This is a genomic window from Escherichia sp. KTE31, from assembly GCF_000407925.1.
Classification (GTDB): domain Bacteria; phylum Pseudomonadota; class Gammaproteobacteria; order Enterobacterales; family Enterobacteriaceae; genus Escherichia; species Escherichia ruysiae.
Genome location: NZ_KE136722.1, coordinates 701,601 through 717,584, shown reverse-complemented (window position 1 = coordinate 717,584; position 15,984 = coordinate 701,601). Strand labels below are relative to the sequence as shown.

13 protein-coding genes and 1 riboswitch are annotated in these 15,984 nt (G+C 52.7%); of the genes, 10 read left to right on the top strand and 3 right to left on the bottom strand.

Translation table 11 applies throughout. The features are described from left to right. Positions 1-233: 233 nt before the first annotated feature. Positions 234-1,178, bottom strand: coding sequence for a transcriptional regulator LeuO (gene leuO / locus WES_RS17455; protein WP_010355140.1), 945 nt, complete (start codon positions 1,176-1,178; stop codon positions 234-236). 657 nt (positions 1,179-1,835) lie between these two features. Here leuO and leuL point away from each other — a divergent pair. The 9 genes from leuL (at position 1,836) to thiQ (ending at position 12,093) form a co-directional block, all read left to right on the top strand. Beyond that, positions 1,836-1,922 (top strand): leu operon leader peptide, encoded by an 87-nt coding sequence (leuL, locus tag WES_RS0120960; RefSeq protein WP_001300467.1) that lies wholly within the window; start codon positions 1,836-1,838, stop codon positions 1,920-1,922. Between the two features lie 92 nt (positions 1,923-2,014). Further along, complete coding sequence (leuA, locus tag WES_RS17460) at positions 2,015-3,586, top strand: 2-isopropylmalate synthase (protein WP_000082870.1); 1,572 nt, start codon at positions 2,015-2,017, stop codon at positions 3,584-3,586. Beyond that, on the top strand, positions 3,586-4,677 hold the full coding sequence (gene leuB, locus WES_RS17465; protein ID WP_000042349.1) for a 3-isopropylmalate dehydrogenase: 1,092 nt from the start codon (positions 3,586-3,588) through the stop codon (positions 4,675-4,677). The genes leuA and leuB overlap by 1 nt, the downstream gene beginning before the upstream one ends. Before the next feature lie 2 nt (positions 4,678-4,679). Beyond that, positions 4,680-6,080, top strand: coding sequence for a 3-isopropylmalate dehydratase large subunit (leuC, locus tag WES_RS17470; RefSeq protein ID WP_016159387.1), 1,401 nt, complete (start codon positions 4,680-4,682; stop codon positions 6,078-6,080). A gap of 10 nt (positions 6,081-6,090) precedes the next feature. Next, positions 6,091-6,696: a 3-isopropylmalate dehydratase small subunit gene (gene leuD, locus WES_RS17475; protein ID WP_000818245.1), complete on the top strand. Its 606-nt coding sequence runs from the start codon at positions 6,091-6,093 to the stop codon at positions 6,694-6,696. A gap of 326 nt (positions 6,697-7,022) precedes the next feature. Then, a complete protein-coding gene (gene sgrR / locus WES_RS17485; protein WP_010355663.1) occupies positions 7,023-8,678 on the top strand; it encodes a DNA-binding transcriptional regulator SgrR in 1,656 nt (551 codons plus the stop codon). A gap of 33 nt (positions 8,679-8,711) precedes the next feature. Then, positions 8,712-8,811: riboswitch (TPP riboswitch) on the top strand. 30 nt (positions 8,812-8,841) lie between these two features. After that, positions 8,842-9,825, top strand: coding sequence for a thiamine ABC transporter substrate binding subunit (gene thiB, locus WES_RS17490; protein WP_016159389.1), 984 nt, complete (start codon positions 8,842-8,844; stop codon positions 9,823-9,825). Continuing rightward, positions 9,801-11,411: a thiamine/thiamine pyrophosphate ABC transporter permease ThiP gene (gene thiP / locus WES_RS17495; protein ID WP_016159390.1), complete on the top strand. Its 1,611-nt coding sequence runs from the start codon at positions 9,801-9,803 to the stop codon at positions 11,409-11,411. The genes thiB and thiP overlap by 25 nt, the downstream gene beginning before the upstream one ends. Beyond that, entirely contained in the window at positions 11,395-12,093 is a 699-nt protein-coding gene (gene thiQ, locus WES_RS17500; protein WP_016159391.1) for a thiamine ABC transporter ATP-binding protein ThiQ, read from the top strand. Before thiP ends, thiQ begins: the two co-directional genes overlap by 17 nt. A 113-nt stretch (positions 12,094-12,206) precedes the next feature. On the opposite strand, the gene WES_RS17505 is transcribed toward thiQ, so the two are convergent. Both WES_RS17505 and araC read right to left on the bottom strand, forming a co-directional pair. Continuing rightward, positions 12,207-12,971 carry a DedA family protein gene (locus tag WES_RS17505; RefSeq protein WP_016159392.1) on the bottom strand — a complete coding sequence of 255 codons (765 nt, stop codon included), beginning with the start codon at positions 12,969-12,971 and terminating at the stop codon, positions 12,207-12,209. An 85-nt stretch (positions 12,972-13,056) separates the two neighbouring features. Continuing rightward, the gene (gene araC / locus WES_RS17510) at positions 13,057-13,935 is read right to left on the bottom strand and encodes an arabinose operon transcriptional regulator AraC (protein WP_016159393.1); all 879 of its coding nucleotides are present in this window, start codon (positions 13,933-13,935) and stop codon (positions 13,057-13,059) included. Between the two features lie 338 nt (positions 13,936-14,273). On the opposite strand from araC, the gene araB reads away from it, so the two are divergent. Further along, entirely contained in the window at positions 14,274-15,974 is a 1,701-nt protein-coding gene (gene araB / locus WES_RS17515; protein WP_016159395.1) for a ribulokinase, read from the top strand. Positions 15,975-15,984: the final 10 nt, after the last annotated feature.

Here is a 15,984-nt window from a genome sequence, read left to right as displayed (position 1 = left end):
AAGCGTGAAGAAATAAGAATAAACAGGAGGAAAGGAGAAAATAAACGATAAAATAATCCAGAATGGCGGACAGAATTGATAATAAATCGGTTAAACCCGACCAGTTACAGCAATTTCTCTATTTTTTTATTATTTCTAAAATCAGGGTAAACATGCATTCAGAATAAAATTCTGAATTTAATAAAAAATGCAGAATAAACCAGAATTACGCGCCTGATTTATTCTGCATTTGCTTAACGTTTACAAATAGAGACTAATTGCTCTTCCATCCATTGATGGCCTTTATCACGCCCGGCAGCCTCATGCCAGGAGAGGTAACAGGTTCTGCTATTTTGTTTTAATGGCAGCGGTAATACCTGTAACTCTAAGGACTCAGCGAACTCTTCAGCCAGCCAACGAGGCGCAATAGCAACCAGATGAGTTTGCGACACCACGCTAAGGACGCTCATCATTGCCATTCCCTGATAAGCGATACTGCCTTGTTTATCTACTGTGTCGTACCACGGTTGACTAAACGACGCGAAACGATCGAGCGAAACTGCCGCATGTTGTTCGTTATAAACGTCATGTTTCAGTAATGGTCCTTTAATAGTCGGATGGTTCTTGCTGGCCACCAGTACCATTTCATCTTTAAATAATGGCACGCTGGTAAATTCAGGACGATGGAAGTCTTCATAACTAATAACGAACTCCGTTTCCTGATAACGTAGCTGATGTTCGGTGTTCTGGTTTAATGAAGACTTGAATATCACATGAATATTTGGCGCGATTTGCTCAATGTGATTATAAATCTGCGAGGTCAGAATGCTATCTAACGGGCTGCAAACGCAAAGATGGAATACACGTTCGCTGCTGGCCGGCTCAAAACCTGAACCGGGTAATTCGTTTTGCACTAATTGCAGCGCCTGACGTACAGAGCCAAAAAGTTGAAAAGCGCGGGCTGTCGGTTGGATACCACGCCCATAACGAACAAACAGTTCGTCATTAAACATCACCTTCAGGCGTGCAACAGCGTTACTGACCGCTGGTTGCGACATACCCAGAACATGCGCGGCACGGGTAATGTTCTGCTCCTGCATCACGGCATCGAAAACGGTTAATAAGTTTAGATCGACCATGCGTAGCTGTGGCTTGCTTAACTCCGCAATTTCTGGATGATCTGTTTTTACCTCTGACATAGTTAACTCCACTGTCACACTTAACTCCCTTTCCCTTATTGGAATGCAGAGAAATAATCCTGAAAAATATGATTTACCATGCATATAAAATAAGAAAAAGAAAAATGCGTAAAATTAGGAAAACATAAAGATACGGGTTCTGATAAAAACAGAATCCATTGCCGTGCGAAGAGTCATTCACCACAGCATAATAATCCATAATGTTTTTGTTGCGAAAACAATCTAATCATAACTCCCGCGAATACTCAATCATCCAAAAAATGGATTAAACGTGCGTATTTAATAATTAATTTATATATTTGATGCATTAACCCTTAACATTAATCGATCAATAATATTCATAAAATCAATATCAAAACATTCACTCAAAATATAATTCAATAAAAATCATCAGGATAGACAGGGTAAAGAATAAATTTCCCTCCTTTTACCTCATTGATTAAATGCCATAAATTATTCTGAAGTATGTCCACCAATGAAAGGTATGTGTGGTTAAGCAGAAATTAATATCGACTGTTTAAACCCGCGCAGCACAATTAGCTAATTCAACTCATGCAGAACTCATGCTGGCGGGACGTTTTTGTTGCATCAGGGTTGACATCCGTTTTTGTATCCAGTAACTCTAAAAGCATATCGCATTCATCTGGAGCTGATTTAATGACTCACATCGTTCGCTTTATCGGTCTACTACTACTAAACGCATCTTCTTTGCGCGGTAGACGAGTGAGCGGCATTCAGCATTAAGCCAGCACGCAGTCAAACAAAAAACCCGCGCCATTGCGCGGGTTTTTTTATGCCCGAAGCGAGGCGCTCTAAAAGAGACAAGGACCCAAACCATGAGCCAGCAAGTCATTATTTTCGATACCACATTGCGCGACGGTGAACAGGCGTTACAGGCAAGCTTGAGTGTGAAAGAAAAACTGCAAATTGCGCTGGGTCTTGAGCGTATGGGGGTTGACGTGATGGAAGTCGGTTTCCCCGTCTCTTCGCCGGGCGATTTTGAATCAGTGCAAACCATCGCCCGCCAGGTCAAAAACAGCCGCGTATGTGCGTTAGCCCGCTGCGTGGAAAAAGATATCGACGTAGCGGCCGAATCTCTGAAAGTCGCCGAAGCCTTCCGTATTCATACCTTTATTGCCACCTCCCCAATGCACATCGCCACCAAGCTGCGCAGCACGCTGGATGAGGTGATCGAACGCGCCATCTATATGGTGAAACGCGCACGCAATTACACCGATGATGTTGAGTTTTCTTGCGAAGATGCCGGACGCACACCGATTGCCGACCTGGCGCGAGTGGTCGAAGCGGCGATTAACGCCGGTGCCACCACCATCAACATTCCGGATACCGTGGGCTACACCATGCCGTTTGAGTTCGCCGGAATCATCAGCGGCCTGTATGAACGCGTACCCAACATCGATAAAGCCATTATTTCCGTACATACCCACGATGATTTGGGTCTGGCGGTCGGCAACTCACTGGCGGCGGTACATGCCGGCGCGCGGCAGGTAGAAGGCGCGATGAACGGGATCGGCGAGCGTGCCGGTAACTGTTCGCTGGAAGAAGTGATCATGGCTATCAAGGTACGTAAGGATATCCTCAACGTCCACACCGCCATTAATCACCAGGAAATATGGCGCACCAGCCAGTTAGTTAGCCAGATTTGTAATATGCCGATCCCGGCAAACAAAGCCATTGTTGGCAGCGGTGCGTTCGCGCACTCCTCCGGCATTCACCAGGATGGTGTGCTGAAAAATCGCGAAAATTACGAAATCATGACACCAGAATCTATTGGTCTGAACCAAATCCAGTTGAATTTGACCTCTCGTTCCGGTCGTGCGGCGGTGAAACACCGCATGGATGAGATGGGATATAAAGAAAGTGAATATAATTTAGACAACCTGTACGACGCGTTTCTGAAGCTGGCAGATAAGAAAGGTCAGGTGTTTGATTACGACCTGGAGGCGCTGGCCTTCATTGGTAAACAGCAAGAAGAACCGGAGCATTTCCGTCTGGATTACTTCAGCGTGCAGTCTGGTTCTAACGATATCGCCACCGCTGCCGTCAAACTGGTCTGTGGTGAGGAAGTAAAAGCGGAAGCCGCCAACGGTAACGGTCCGGTCGATGCCGTCTACCAGGCAATTAACCGCATCACTGACTATAACGTCGAACTGGTGAAATACAGCCTGACCGCCAAAGGCCACGGTAAAGATGCGCTGGGTCAGGTGGATATTGTTGCCAACTACAATGGTCGCCGCTTCCACGGCGTCGGCCTGGCTACCGATATTGTCGAGTCCTCCGCCAAAGCGATGGTACACGTGCTGAACAATATCTGGCGCGCCGCAGAAGTCGAAAAAGAGTTGCAACGCAAAGCTCAACACAACGAAAACAACAAGGAAACCGTGTGATGTCGAAGAATTACCATATTGCCGTATTGCCCGGAGATGGGATCGGGCCGGAAGTGATGACCCAGGCGCTGAAAGTGCTGGACGCCGTGCGTAACCGCTTTGCGATGCGCATCACCACCAGCCATTACGATGTAGGCGGCGCAGCCATTGATAACCACGGGCAGCCGCTGCCACCTGCGACGGTTGAAGGTTGTGAGCAAGCCGATGCTGTGCTGTTTGGCTCAGTTGGAGGCCCGAAGTGGGAACATTTACCACCAGACCAGCAACCAGAACGCGGCGCGCTGTTGCCTTTGCGTAAGCACTTCAAATTATTCAGCAACCTGCGTCCGGCAAAACTGTATCAGGGGCTGGAAGCGTTCTGCCCGCTGCGCGCAGACATTGCCGCTAACGGCTTCGACATCCTGTGTGTACGCGAACTGACTGGCGGCATCTATTTCGGTCAGCCCAAAGGCCGCGAAGGTAGCGGACAATATGAAAAAGCGTTTGATACCGAGGTGTATCACCGTTTTGAGATCGAACGCATTGCCCGCATCGCGTTTGAATCTGCCCGCAAGCGTCGCCACAAAGTCACCTCAATCGACAAAGCCAACGTGCTGCAATCTTCTATTTTATGGCGAGAGATCGTTAACGAGATCGCCATTGAATATCCGGATGTCGAACTGGCGCATATGTACATCGACAACGCCACCATGCAACTGATTAAAGATCCATCGCAGTTTGACGTTCTGCTGTGCTCCAACCTGTTTGGCGACATTCTTTCTGATGAATGCGCAATGATCACTGGCTCGATGGGCATGTTGCCTTCCGCCAGCCTGAACGAGCAAGGTTTTGGACTGTATGAACCGGCGGGCGGCTCGGCACCAGATATCGCAGGCAAAAATATCGCCAACCCGATTGCGCAAATTCTGTCGCTGGCGCTGCTGCTGCGCTACAGCCTGGATGCCGATGATGCGGCTTCCGCCATTGAACGCGCCATTAACCGCGCATTAGAAGAAGGCATTCGCACCGGAGATTTAGCCCGTGGCGCTGCCGCCGTAAGTACCGATGAAATGGGCGATATCATTGCCCGCTATGTGGCTGAAGGGGTGTAATCATGGCTAAGACGTTATACGAAAAATTGTTCGACGCTCACGTAGTCTACGAAGCCGAAAACGAAACCCCGCTGTTATATATCGACCGCCACCTGGTGCATGAAGTGACCTCACCGCAGGCGTTTGATGGCCTGCGCGCCCACGGTCGCCCGGTGCGTCAACCGGGTAAAACCTTCGCCACCATGGATCACAACGTCTCTACCCAGACCAAAGACATTAATGCCTGCGGAGAAATGGCGCGCATCCAGATGCAGGAGCTGATCAAAAACTGCAAAGAATTTGGCGTCGAGCTGTATGACCTGAATCACCCGTATCAAGGGATCGTCCACGTGATGGGACCAGAACAGGGCGTGACGTTACCAGGAATGACCATTGTTTGCGGTGACTCACATACCGCCACTCACGGCGCGTTTGGCGCACTGGCCTTTGGTATCGGCACTTCCGAAGTTGAACACGTGCTGGCAACGCAAACCCTGAAACAGGGACGCGCAAAGACCATGAAAATTGAAGTCCAGGGCAAAGCCGCACCAGGTATTACCGCGAAAGATATCGTGCTGGCGATTATCGGTAAAACTGGCAGCGCAGGCGGCACCGGGCATGTGGTGGAGTTTTGCGGCGAAGCAATCCGTGATTTAAGCATGGAAGGCCGCATGACTCTGTGCAATATGGCAATCGAAATGGGCGCGAAAGCCGGTCTGGTTGCACCAGACGAAACCACCTTTAACTATGTCAAAGGCCGTCTTCATGCGCCGAAAGGCAAAGATTTCGACGACGCCGTTGCCTACTGGAAAACCCTGCAAACCGACGAAGGTGCAACTTTCGATACCGTTGTTACTTTACAGGCAGAAGAGATCGCCCCGCAGGTGACCTGGGGAACTAACCCAGGACAGGTGATCTCCGTTAACGAGAATATCCCTGATCCCGCTTCATTTGCCGATCCGGTTGAACGCGCGTCGGCAGAAAAAGCACTGGCCTATATGGGGCTGAAACCGGGTATTCCGCTGACTGAAGTCGCTATCGACAAAGTGTTTATTGGTTCCTGCACCAACTCGCGCATTGAAGATTTACGCGCGGCAGCGGAAATCGCCAAAGGCCGGAAAGTCGCGCCAGGCGTACAGGCGCTGGTGGTTCCCGGCTCCGGTCCGGTAAAAGCCCAGGCAGAAGCAGAAGGTCTGGACAAAATCTTTATTGAAGCCGGTTTTGAATGGCGCTTGCCTGGCTGCTCAATGTGTCTGGCGATGAACAACGATCGTCTGAATCCGGGCGAACGTTGTGCCTCCACCAGCAACCGTAACTTTGAAGGCCGCCAGGGGCGCGGCGGGCGTACGCATCTGGTCAGCCCGGCAATGGCTGCCGCCGCTGCTGTTACTGGTCATTTTGCCGATATCCGCAACATTAAATAAGGAGCACACCATGGCAGAGAAATTTATCAAACACACAGGCCTGGTGGTTCCGCTGGATGCCGCCAATGTCGACACAGATGCAATCATCCCGAAACAGTTTTTGCAGAAAGTGACGCGCACTGGTTTTGGCGCGCATCTGTTTAACGACTGGCGTTTTCTCGATGAAAAAGGCCAACAGCCAAACCCGGATTTCGTGCTGAACTTCCCGCAATATCAGGGCGCATCCATTTTACTGACGCGGGAAAACTTCGGCTGCGGTTCCTCGCGTGAGCACGCGCCGTGGGCGTTGACTGATTACGGTTTTAAAGTGGTGATTGCGCCGAGTTTCGCCGATATCTTTTACGGTAACAGCTTTAACAACCAGTTGCTGCCGGTGAAATTAAGCGATGCGGAAGTGGATGAGCTGTTTGCGTTGGTGCAAGCCAATCCGGGGATTCACTTCGATGTGGATCTGGAAGCTCAAGAAGTGAAAGCGGGTGATAAAACTTATCGCTTTGCTATTGATGCCTTCCGCCGCCACTGCATGATGAATGGTCTGGACAGCATCGGTCTGACACTGCAGCACGGCGACGCCATCGCGTCTTATGAAGAGAAGCAACCGGCGTTTATGCGTTAGTTTGTACTCCGTCCGCACTCAATCGCCAAAAAGAAAAAAGCCAGCAGGTATTCACTGCTGGCGTGGCGATTAACACCAATACTCAGTCACACATGATGTCTGCAAATCAGTAGTCAAAGTAACTCCCCTCCCACGGTATCCGTTCTTCAGGCATGACTAAACGTTGTAGAACGCTTAACCCGCAAAGCCAGCACATCTTCTCTGTCACGATAAAATAGTGCCGATAAAACTGACGCATGGGATACCTCATTGCTTCATCGTTAAGAATTATTGACTTAATATAGGGAAAATAAAATTGCTGACTTTTGCGCAGGAGTTCCCCTTTTATGCCATCTGCTCGTCTGCAACAACAGTTCATCCGCCTGTGGCAATGCTGCGAGGGTAAATCGCAGGAGACAACGCTGAACGAACTGGCGGAGTTATTGAGCTGCTCCCGCCGTCATATGCGCACCCTGCTCAACACCATGCAGGATCGCGGCTGGCTGACGTGGGAAGCGGAAGTCGGGCGCGGCAAACGCTCGCGTTTAACGTTTCTCTATACCGGGCTGGCGCTACAACAACAGCGGGCAGAGGACTTACTGGAACAGGATCGTATCGACCAACTGGTGCAACTCGTTGGTGATAAAACCGCTGTGCGGCAAATGCTGGTTTCTCATCTGGGGCGTAGCTTCCGCCAGGGGCGGCACATCCTGCGCGTCCTCTACTATCGTCCGTTGCGCAACCTGCTGCCTGGCAGCGCATTACGCCGTTCCGAAACGCATATCGCCCGGCAAATCTTCAGCGCGTTAACCCGCATAAATGAGGAAAATGGGGAACTGGAAGCGGACATCGCCCACCACTGGCAACAAATTTCCCCGCTTCACTGGCGTTTCTTTTTACGTCCGGGAGTTCATTTTCATCATGGGCGTGAACTGGAAATGGACGACGTAATTGCCTCTTTGAAACGGATCAATACGCTGCCGCTCTACTCCCACATTGCTGAAATTGTATCGCCGACGCCCTGGACGCTGGATATCCATCTCACACAACCAGACCGCTGGTTGCCGTTACTGCTGGGGCAAGTTCCGGCGATGATCCTGCCACGTGAATGGGAAACCCTCAGCAACTTTGCCAGCCATCCCATCGGCACCGGTCCATATGCGGTAATGCGTAACAGCGCCAATCAACTGAAAATTCAGGCATTCGATGACTTCTTCGGTTATCGGGCGCTAATCGACGAAGTTAACGTCTGGGTTCTGCCGGAAATTGCCGACGAGCCAGCCGGAGGGCTGATGCTGAAAGGGCCGCAGGGCGAGGAAAAAGAGATTGAAAGCCGCCTGGAGGAAGGTTGCTATTATTTACTGTTCGACAGCCGCACCCATCGCGGGGCGAATCAGCAAGTCAGAGACTGGGTAAGCTATGTGCTTTCGCCGACCAATCTGGTTTATTTCGCCGAGGAACAGTACCAACAACTCTGGTTCCCGGCCTATGGGTTGCTTCCCCGTTGGCACCATGCCCGCCCCACGCATTGCGAAAAACCCGCCGGACTGGAACATCTCACCCTGACCTTTTACCAGGATCATATTGAACATCGGGTAATTGCCAGGATCATGCAGCAAATTCTGGCAAGTCATCAGGTGACGCTTAACATCAATGAGATCAGCTACGATCAATGGCACGAAGGTGAGATCGAAAGCGACATCTGGCTTAACAGCGCCAACTTTACGCTGCCGCTGGATTTTTCGCTGTTCGCGCACTTGTGCGAGGTGCCGCTGCTACAACACTGTATTCCGATCGACTGGCAAGCCGACGCCGCCCGCTGGCGTAATGGCGAGATGAATCTGGCGAACTGGTGCCAGCAACTGGTTACCAGCAAAGCGATGGTGCCGCTGATCCACCACTGGTTGATCATTCAGGGGCAACGTAGTATGCGCGGTCTGCGCATGAATACCCTCGGCTGGTTCGATTTTAAATCAGCGTGGTTTGCGCCACCGGATCCATGATTGCTGGTTGATAACAAAATCACTACACTAACGCCGTTCTCAACGGGGTGCCACGCAGACGCGTGCGCTGAGAAAATACCCGTCGAACCTGATCCGGATAACGCCGGCGAAGGGATTTGAGGCTCCTTCTCAAGTCCTTTGCCACTCTTTTTTGAGGTGCAAAGTGTTAAAAAAATGTCTTCCCCTGCTGTTGCTGTGCACAGCGCCCGTTTTCGCTAAACCCGTTCTGACTGTTTATACCTACGACTCCTTTGCCGCCGACTGGGGGCCTGGTCCGGTGGTCAAAAAAGCCTTTGAAGCCGACTGTAATTGCGAACTGAAACTGGTGGCACTGGAAGATGGTGTCTCACTGTTCAACCGCCTGCGGATGGAAGGCAAAAACAGTAAAGCCGATGTGGTGCTGGGGCTGGATAACAATCTGTTAGACGCCGCCAGCAAAACCGGACTGTTTGCCAAAAGCGGCGTGGCAGCCGATGCCGTTAACGTTCCCGGCGGCTGGAATAATGACACTTTCGTACCGTTTGATTACGGCTACTTCGCCTTCGTCTATGACAAAAACAAACTGAAAAATCCGCCACAAAGCCTGAAGGAACTGGTTGAGAGCGATCAAAACTGGCGAGTGATTTATCAGGATCCGCGCACCAGTACGCCGGGGCTGGGTCTGCTGTTGTGGATGCAAAAAGTCTACGGCAATGACGCCCCGCAGGCCTGGCAGAAGCTGGCGAAGAAAACCGTCACGGTCACTAAAGGCTGGAGCGAAGCCTATGGCCTGTTTTTAAAAGGCGAAAGCGATCTGGTACTGAGCTACACCACCTCTCCGGCTTATCACATTCTCGAAGAGAAGAAAGATAACTACGCCGCCGCCAACTTTAGCGAAGGTCACTATCTGCAAGTGGAAGTTGCCGCCCGCACCGCTGCCAGCAAGCAGCCGGAGCTGGCGCAAAAATTCCTCCAGTTTATGGTTTCTCCGGCTTTCCAGAATGCGATCCCTACCGGCAACTGGATGTATCCGGTGGCAAACGTCACGCTGCCTGCCGGTTTTGAACAATTGACCAAACCAGCAACCACGCTGGAGTTCACGCCAGCCGAAGTGGCGGCACAACGTCAGGCATGGATTAGCGAATGGCAACGCGCCGTCAGCCGTTAATTCCCGGCTGGTTAATTCCAGGTGTAAGCGCCGCCACGCTGGTGGTAGCGGTTGCGCTGGCGGCGTTTCTCGCCCTGTGGTGGAACGCGCCGCAGGGTGACTGGGTGGCAGTCTGGCAGGACAGCTACCTGTGGCATGTAGTGCGCTTCTCCTTCTGGCAGGCGTTTCTCTCGGCGCTACTTTCTGTCGTACCCGCGATATTCCTTGCCCGCGCCCTCTATCGCAGGCGCTTTCCTGGACGCCTGGCGCTGCTGCGTCTGTGCGCCATGACCTTGATCCTTCCGGTGCTGGTCGCCGTTTTTGGTATTCTTAGCGTCTATGGTCGCCAGGGCTGGCTGGCATCACTCTGGCAAACGCTTGGTCTGGAGTGGACCTTTTCGCCCTACGGCCTGCAAGGTATTTTGCTGGCGCACGTATTTTTTAATCTGCCGATGGCGAGCCGTTTATTACTCCAGGCACTGGAAAACATTCCCGGCGAACAGCGCCAGCTTGCTGCCCAGCTTGGGATGCGCGGCTGGCACTTCTTTCGTTTCGTCGAATGGCCGTGGTTACGGCGACAAATCCCGCCAGTTACTGCACTTATCTTTATGCTCTGTTTCGCCAGCTTCGCCACCGTGCTATCGCTGGGCGGCGGGCCACAGGCGACCACTATCGAGCTGGCAATCTATCAGGCGCTGAGTTACGACTACGATCCTGCCCGCGCGGCGATGCTGGCGTTGATCCAGATGGTCTGCTGCCTTGGGCTGGTGCTGTTGAGTCAGCGATTAAGTAAGGCCATTGCGCCCGGCACCACGCTGCTGCAAGGCTGGCGTGACCCGGACGATCGTCTGCACAGCCGCATTTGTGACACTGTGTTGATTGTGTTGGCGCTGCTGTTGTTGCTGCCACCGTTACTGGCGGTGATCGTCGATGGGGTAAATCGCCAGCTACCGGAAGTGCTGGCACAACCGGTGCTGTGGCAGGCGCTGTGGACCTCGTTGCGTATTGCGCTGGCGGCAGGTGTATTGTGTGTAGTGCTGACCATGATGCTGCTATGGAGCAGTCGCGAACTGCGGGCGCGGCAAAAAATGCTGGCGGGTCAGGCGCTGGAGATGAGCGGCATGTTGATCCTCGCCATGCCGGGTATTGTGCTGGCAACGGGTTTCTTTTTGCTGCTCAACAACACTACTGGCCTGCCGCAATCTGCTGACAGCATTGTTATTTTCACCAATGCGTTAATGGCGATCCCTTACGCGCTGAAGGTGCTGGAAAACCCGATGCGCGATATTACCGCCCGCTACAGCATGTTGTGTCAGTCGCTGGGCATTGAAGGCTGGTCGCGCTTAAAAGTGGTGGAACTGCGCGCCCTGAAACGCCCACTGGCGCAGGCGCTGGCCTTTGCCTGCGTGCTGTCGATTGGTGATTTTGGCGTAGTGGCGTTGTTCGGTAATGATGATTTCCGCACCCTGCCGTTTTATCTCTACCAGCAAATTGGCTCATACCGCAGCCAGGACGGCGCGGTCACCGCGTTAATTCTGCTGCTGCTCTGTTTTATGCTGTTTACCGTGATTGAAAAACTACCGGGGCGAAATGTTAAAACTGACTGATATCACCTGGCTTTATCACCATTTGCCGATGCGTTTTAGCTTAACGGTGGAACGCGGCGAGCAGGTGGCGATCCTCGGGCCAAGCGGCGCGGGTAAAAGTACCCTGCTGAATTTGATCGCCGGTTTTCTGACGCCAGCCAGCGGTTCGCTGACTATCGACGGCGTTGATCACACCACGACGCCGCCGTCACGCCGTCCGGTGTCGATGCTGTTTCAGGAGAACAACCTGTTCAGCCACCTGACGGTCGAGCAGAACATCGGGCTGGGGCTAAATCCGGGATTGAAACTGAACGCGGCACAGCAGGGGAAAATGCACGCTATCGCCCGCCAGATGGGGATTGATAATTTAATGGCGCGGTTACCGGGCGAGCTTTCCGGCGGTCAGCGACAACGCGTGGCGTTAGCGCGTTGCCTGGTGCGCGAACAGCCGATTTTATTGCTCGATGAACCGTTCTCTGCGCTCGATCCGGCGTTACGTCAGGAGATGTTGACGCTGGTGAGCACGAGCTGCCAGCAGCAAAAAATGACGCTATTGATGGTGTCGCACAGCGTGGAAGATGCGGCGCGGATCGCCACGCGTTCGGTGGTGGTCGCCGACGGGCGTATCGCCTGGCAGGGTAAGACCGAAGAATTGTTGAGCGGTAAGGCGAGTGCTTCGGCGCTGTTGGGGATTACAGGTTAATATGCACTGTCGGATGCGGCGCAAACGCCTTATCCGACCTACGGTTAGTGCGTTTTGTAGGCCTGATAAGACGCGGTAAGCGTCGCATCAGACGCCCCGCACAAAACTATCCCCTAAACCCCAACCACTTTCCGCAAAATATCGATATACACCGGCATCAACGGATGGCGAATTAACACCACCAGCGCCACCACGCCAGTGGTAGATATCAACGGTGTCAGCCACAACAAATGACCACGCGACAAATAATGACTTAAACGGTCAGTTGCTTTGCCGCTGCGCCATAACCGCCAACACAGCCAGCCGCCAACCCACAAAAACACCGCCGTCGCCAGCAACAACCACTTAAACTCGCCGCTCTGCATCCCGGCGGGAATATCAATCGCCGCGCCCGCCAGAATCCCCGGCAGGAAGTAAAACGGCGGCCACAACAAACAGCCGATAATATTTGGCGTGATAAATTTCGCCACCGGCAGATCCAGCATCCCCGCCACCATTGGCACCAGCGGACGCGTCGGGCCGACAAAACGACCGACCAGAATGGTGAACATGCTGTGCTGATGCAGCGCATGTTCGGTTTTATCGAGTAGTGCTTTGTTTTTCTTCAGAAATGACCAGCGATGCAACGGCTTTTTAAAACGCCAGCCCAGCCAGAAGGAGATCCAGTCGCCCATCAGGCAGCCAATGATCCCTGCCAGCCAGGCGTGCCAGAAACTTAACTCGCCACTGCCAATCAGCGCCCCCAGCCCCGCCATCAGCACCGTACCGGGTAGAATCAACCCGACCAGCGCCAGCGACTCCAGAAAAGCCACCAATAACACCGCCATCAATGAGTACACGGTGGATTGGGTAATAAAGTGTTCCAGCAATGCTTGCATAATGTGCCTGTCAAAGGGACGAAGCAGGGATTCTGCAAACCCATTGCCACTCCGTCAAGCCATCAATTGTCTGATTCGTTACCAGTTATGACAACCTGACAGCTACATCATTCACTTTTTCTTCACAACCGGCACGGAACTCACTCGGACTCGCCCCGGTACATTTTTTAAATACCCGCGAGAAATAGAGTTGATCATCAAAGCCAACATTGCGCCCGACTGTGGCGATAGGCATCCGGGTGGTGCTCAAAAGCAGCTTCGCCTGACTAATGCGTTGATCCTCGCGCCAGCTTAAGACGCTAATTCCTAACTGCTGGCGGAACAAATGCGACAGACGCGACGGCGACAGGCAAACATGCTGCGCGACGCTGGCGATATCAAAATTGCTGTCCGCCAGGTGATCGCTAATGTACTGACAAGCCTCGCGTACCCGATTATCCATTGGCGGATGGAGCGACTCATTTATCGCTTCCATGCGCCGCAGTAACAATTGCTCAAGAAGATTTATCGCCAGCAACTCCGAATAGCGCCCTTCCCCTTGCCCGGCATTAATGATTTGCCCGAACAAGTCGCTGAAATGCGGCTGGTGCGCTTCGTCCGGGCGAAAGAAACCGGTATTGGCAAATATCGACGGCCAGTTAAGCCATTCGTGCCAGTAGGCGCGCGGACGAAAGTAAACCCACTGGTGATACCATTCACGAGCCTCCGGATGACGACCGTAATGATGAATTTCGCCCGGAGGGAACAGCAAAATATCGCCCGGCCGGCAGACAAATTCTCGTCCCTGATTTTTCACCACACCCTGTCCACGAATGGTGAGGTTGAGAATATAGCCTTTCATTCCCAGCGGTCGGTCGATAAAAAAATCGAGATAACCGTTGGCCTCAATCGGCGTTAAACCCGCCACCAGATGGGCGTTAAACGAGTAACCCGGCAGCAGGGGATCATTTTGCGCTTCAGCCATACTTTTCATACTCCCGCCAATCAGAGAAGAAACCAATTGTCCATATTGCATTAAACATCATCAGCATTGCGTCTCTGGTGGGCTATCTTCACTAATCCAACCGACAACCCCGCTTGTGAAAAGCATTTTGTAACAAGGAGGGACTAAAGCCATGACAAAAACGCGTAACAAAAGTGTCTATAATCGCGGCAGAAAAGTCCACATTGATTATTTGCACGGCGTCACACTTTGCTATGCAATAGCATTTTTATCCATAAGATTAGCGAATACTGCCTGACTGTTTTTATCGCAACTCTCTACTGTTTCTCCATACCCGTTTTTTTGGATGGAGTGAAACGATGGCGATTGCAATTGGCCTCGATTTTGGCAGTGATTCTGTGCGAGCTTTGGCGGTGGAATGCGCCACCGGTGAAGAGATCGCCACCAGCGTAGAGTGGTATCCCCGCTGGCAAAAAGGGCAATATTGTGACGGCCCGAATAACCAGTTCCGTCATCATCCGCGTGACTACATTGAGTCAATGGAAGCGGCGCTGAAAACCGTACTGGCAGAGCTTAGCGCCGAACAACGGGCTGAAGTGGTCGGTATTGGCGTGGACAGCACCGGATCCACGCCTGCGCCAATCGACGCCGACGGCAACGTGCTGGCGCTGCGCCCGGAGTTTGCCGAAAACCCGAACGCGATGTTCGTATTGTGGAAAGACCACACAGCGGTTGAAGAAGCAGAAGAGATCACTCGCCTGTGTCATGCACCGGGCAAAGTTGACTATTCTCGCTATATTGGCGGTATTTATTCCAGCGAATGGTTCTGGGCGAAAATTCTCCACGTTACCCGTCAGGACAGCGCCGTTGCGCAATCTGCCGCATCGTGGATTGAGCTGTGCGACTGGGTTCCTGCCCTGCTTTCCGGCACCAAGCGCCCGCAGAATATTCGTCGCGGACGTTGCAGCGCCGGGCATAAATCACTGTGGCATGAAAGCTGGGGTGGCCTGCCACCAGCCAGTTTCTTTGATGAGCTGGATCCGATCCTCAACCGTCATTTACCTTCCCCGTTGTTCACTGACACCTGGACTGCCGATATTCCGGTGGGCACCTTATGCCCGGAATGGGCGCAGCGTCTCGGTTTGCCTGAAAGCGTTGTGATTTCCGGCGGCGCGTTTGACTGCCATATGGGCGCGGTCGGCGCGGGTGCACAGCCTAACACGCTGGTAAAAGTTATCGGCACGTCCACCTGCGACATTCTGATTGCCGACAAACACAGCGTCGGCGAACGCGCGGTGAAAGGCATTTGCGGCCAGGTTGATGGCAGCGTGGTGCCTGGATTTATCGGTCTGGAAGCAGGTCAGTCGGCATTTGGTGATATCTACGCCTGGTTTGGTCGCGTACTCGGCTGGCCTCTGGAACAGCTCGCCGCCCAATATCCGGAACTGAAAGAGCAAATCAACGCCAGCCAAAAACAACTGCTTCCGGCGCTGACCGAGGCGTGGGCCAAAAATCCTTCTCTGGATCACCTGCCGGTGGTGCTCGACTGGTTTAACGGTCGTCGCACACCGAACGCGAACCAACGCCTGAAAGGGGTGATTACAGATCTGAACCTCGCTACCGACGCTCCGCTGCTGTTCGGCGGTTTGATTGCCGCCACCGCCTTTGGCGCACGCGCAATCATGGAGTGCTTCACCGATCAGGGAATCGCCGTCAATAACGTGATGGCGCTGGGCGGCATCGCGCGGAAAAACCAGGTCATTATGCAGGCCTGCTGCGACGTGCTGAATCGCCCGCTGCAAATTGTTGCCTCTGACCAGTGCTGTGCGCTCGGTGCGGCAATTTTCGCTGCCGTCGCCGCAAAAGTGCACGCAGACATCCCATCAGCACAGCAAAAAATGGCCAGTGCGGTAGAGAAAACCCTGCAACCGCGCAGCGAACAGGCACAACGCTTTGAACAGCTTTATCGCCGCTATCAGCAATGGGCGATGAGCGCCGAACAACACTATCTTCCAACTTCCGCCCCGGCACAGGCTGCCCAGGCCGTTCCGACTCTATAAGGACACGAAA